The sequence below is a fragment of the Mycobacterium zoologicum genome (genome assembly GCF_020181635.2).
In the GTDB taxonomy this organism is placed as follows: domain Bacteria; phylum Actinomycetota; class Actinomycetes; order Mycobacteriales; family Mycobacteriaceae; genus Mycobacterium; species Mycobacterium zoologicum.
On record NZ_JAYJJS010000066.1, the window covers coordinates 1 to 3237 of the forward strand.

Below are 3237 nucleotides of genomic sequence, written 5' to 3' on the forward strand. Positions count from 1 at the left end.
TCGAGCCTGGTGAGTAGCTGGAGGTAGACGGTTTCGCGGCGGTATTCGCCGCGTTCGGCGGCGTTGGCGAGTTGGTTGGTCAGCGTTTGGTGATGGTCCTCTGTAGTGGCGAAGTGCGTGCAGGTCTCGCAGATGGTCTCGTAGCGACAGTCGAGCGCCGCGGGACGGGTGCAGTAGCCGTTACCGAGCAGGCGGGTGGTCTCTCCACGTAGGCGCCGCATGTTGGGCCCCTCGGCCTCGGCCGGCAGACGGGAGCCGACGTCGGCGTAAAGGCTTTCGACTTGTGTTGTGACAGCGAAGTATTCGTCGGCGACGGTGCGGTCGGAGATCCGGGCGTAGGTCATCGTCATTGACATGGAGGTGTGTCCGAGCAGTGCGGCGATCGCTTCAAGGCTCATCCCGTTGTTGATGGCCTGGGTGGCCAGGGTGTGGCGCAGCTGGTGTGGGGTGACGTGCCCGATTCCGGCGGTGCGGGCAGCAGCCTGGACGGCGTAGTCGACGCGACGGCCGGGGATCGGCCGGCCTCGGTCGGTGAACATCAAGTTGCTTCCCGGCTGAGCGGGGTGGGCCGAAAGCCATTGCTTTAGAAGCACGTCCACCGTCGGGTGCAATGGGATGTAGCGGTCGGTGTGGAGTTTGCCGACCGGAGTGCGCAGCCACCGGGCCGCGCCGATATCGGTGATCGCGTCGCGGGTCAAGCCCAGGAACTCGCCTTTGCGCAGGCCGGTGCGGGCCAGCACCTCCACGGCGAGACGGTCGAACTCATCGGGCAGGGTGCGAGCGGCGCGCAGCAGGGCAGAGGCATCGGCGTCGCAGAGGAATCGCGGGAGCGGGCGGTCCCGGATGGGCATGTCACCGGCGAAGACGGGGTTGCGGGTCGGCGCGTCGGAGTAGTCCCATTCAATGATGCGGTCGAAGAAGCTACGCAGGTGCCCCAGGCGCATGCCGATGGTCGTTTTGGCGGGGCCGGGTTTGCTGCGGTAGCCGACACGGCTGGCCAGAAAGGTTTTGAAACCTTCGATGTGGGTGCGGCGGATCGCGGCGACCGCCCCGATGTCGGGGTGGTGGTCGGTGAGGTAGACCGCCAGATGGCGCAGGGTGGTGTCGATCAAGGCGATGCTGCCCGGCCGCATACTGACGGTGACCTGGGTCAGGTAGCGGCGCAGTGTGGCGACCAGCTGTGGGGCGCGGGCAGCGAGCTCGTCCCAGTGCGCGGTGCGGCTCGACGGTGATATCCGGGTGGGCGGCGCGGCTGCGAGCAGACCCAACGCGGCCAGGGTGGCTTTGAGTCCGTGTAGCGGGGTTGACCACGATATCGGAATCCGCCCGTCCGGGCGGGTGTGGGCGACGGTGAGCTCGTCGGCGGCGGCACCGAATCGGTTGGAGTCCAGTGCCTCTGGTGGTATCCCAGTTGTCGCGATGATCTTGGCCAGGGTGCCCCACTGGCGGCGGGTCTCGGCGGCGGTGAACTCCAGCATGCGTGCGGTGCGCTCGAAGGCGGCGGCGAAGTCCGGGTAGACCAGTGTGGCGTGGTGTCCCCACGCGCTGCGGCAGGAACGGACGTAGTCGGCGTCGGCAGGGTGCGCGGTGGCCAGCAGTAGGTAGGCGATCAGGCCGCGGACCTCGAGCGGGGCGCAAAGCCGCTGCGCGGCTGTGGCGGTTGCCCATCCGGCCAGGTCGGTGAAGGCCTTCGTATAGGCGTCGACGATGGTTCGCCTGTTTTTGCGAGCAATCTCCGAGCCGCCGATCGCAATGAATCGCGCGGCGGCAGCTGACTCGCTTCCTGGGCCGCCGTTGGGCTCCGGTTGCAGGCTGGCTGCGCGGGCGTTCACGCGTGGTCGCCGGTTTGGGCGCCGGCCAACAATGAGTCCAGAGCGGTGACCGCCTGGTGGTATTGCGTCGATAGCCAGGTGTCGGCCAAGTGCAGGTAGATACGGGTGGAGGCGATGTTGCGGTGCCCGGCCTGGGCTTGCACGGCCTCCAGTGACATGCCCGCCTCCCGCAGGCGGGTCAAGCAGGTGTGGCGCAGCATGTGGCAGGTCACCTGCGTGATGCCGGCGCGGTTGCGGGCGCCGCGCAGGATCTCATCGAGGCCCGGCGCCGATAGTGGCTGCCCGCGGCGTGGTCCCTTCAGCGTGACGAACACCCGGGATGTGGTTGCGCCGGTGTCGTTTCGTTCCCCGTCGAGGTAGTCGGACAAGGCGGTGAAGAACCCGGATGCGACGGGAACGATGCGATGGTGTCCGCCTTTGCCTTCAGTGATGGTGATCCTGCGGTCGGCGAGGTCGAAATCGGTCAGGCGCAGCCCGAGAACTTCACAGCGGCGTAGCCCGCCGAGCAGCATCGCCAGCACCATCGTCCGGTCTCGGTGCGTGCGTAGCGCAGCAAGCAGTCGGGCGGCATCGGCAGCGTCAAGAACCCGAGGCAGGGTGCGGGGTGTGCGGATCAGCGGGGTTGCCCGGGTGCTTGGCTGCCGCGTCGCGGGAAGGCGCACACTCAACCCGGTTGGGACCGGACTGACGGTGATCAGGTCACGGGCGCACAGGTAGCCATAGAGCCCCGACAGGGTCGCCACACGTCGTGCGATTGTGCGCGCCGAGAGCCCCTTCTCGCCGTCGCCAAGGCGCACCACGTTACCGCCGTGGGCCGGGAGTCGTTGGGCGGCAATAAAGTCGAGCACGTCGGTTGTGGTGACCTCGACTGGGTCCTTGCCGACGATCGTGAAGAAGACCTTCAGGTCATAGCCTGCGGCCAGTACCGAGTTGGGGCGGCACCGGGCGGCGACGAACCGCAGGTAGTCGTCGAGCAACTCGTGGCCGAGTCGGACCTCGACGCCGGTGTCTCCCAACGGGCGGCGCGACAGGCACGGCATGAACATCGACATGTGGGGTGCAGGCCTCCGATTCTCCAGCCCCGCTGCCCGCAATCGTGGTCAGATGGACGGGGTCAGGATCACCTGCATATCCTTGCGTACTTTGCGGCAACACATCGAAGGTGAGCAGATGCGAGCTCATCGCCGGAGTGCGCCGCCCACGCATGACCGACCTACTGGGAGTATCGCGGTCGGGCTACTACAAGCACCTTCAGGTCGCCGCCGCCGAGGAGCCCGGCCTGCAGCGGCGCCGGGACCTGGAGGTCAAGATCCTGGCTCACCACCGTGAGTCGAAGGGCACTTACGGATCACCGCGGATCACCGCCGATCTGCACGACGAGGGCGAACGGGTCTCGGAGAACACG

The 3237-nt window shown here is 67.3% G+C and carries 3 protein-coding genes; 1 reads left to right on the top strand and 2 read right to left on the bottom strand.

Annotated features, from left to right (window positions below):
- Both K6T84_RS23685 and K6T84_RS23690 read right to left on the bottom strand, forming a co-directional pair.
- Window positions 1–1832, bottom strand: a 1832-nt coding sequence (locus K6T84_RS23685; protein WP_329786977.1) for a tyrosine-type recombinase/integrase, incomplete at its 3' end; no start/stop codon positions are given.
- Complete coding sequence (locus K6T84_RS23690) at window positions 1829–2884, bottom strand: tyrosine-type recombinase/integrase (RefSeq protein ID WP_329786978.1); 1056 nt, start codon at window positions 2882–2884, stop codon at window positions 1829–1831. The genes K6T84_RS23685 and K6T84_RS23690, both read right to left, overlap by 4 nt.
- Before the next feature lie 110 nt (window positions 2885–2994).
- On the opposite strand from K6T84_RS23690, the gene K6T84_RS23695 reads away from it, so the two are divergent.
- Window positions 2995–3237 (top strand): IS3 family transposase (locus K6T84_RS23695; RefSeq protein WP_329786979.1); only part of this gene is annotated, 243 nt, incomplete at its 3' end.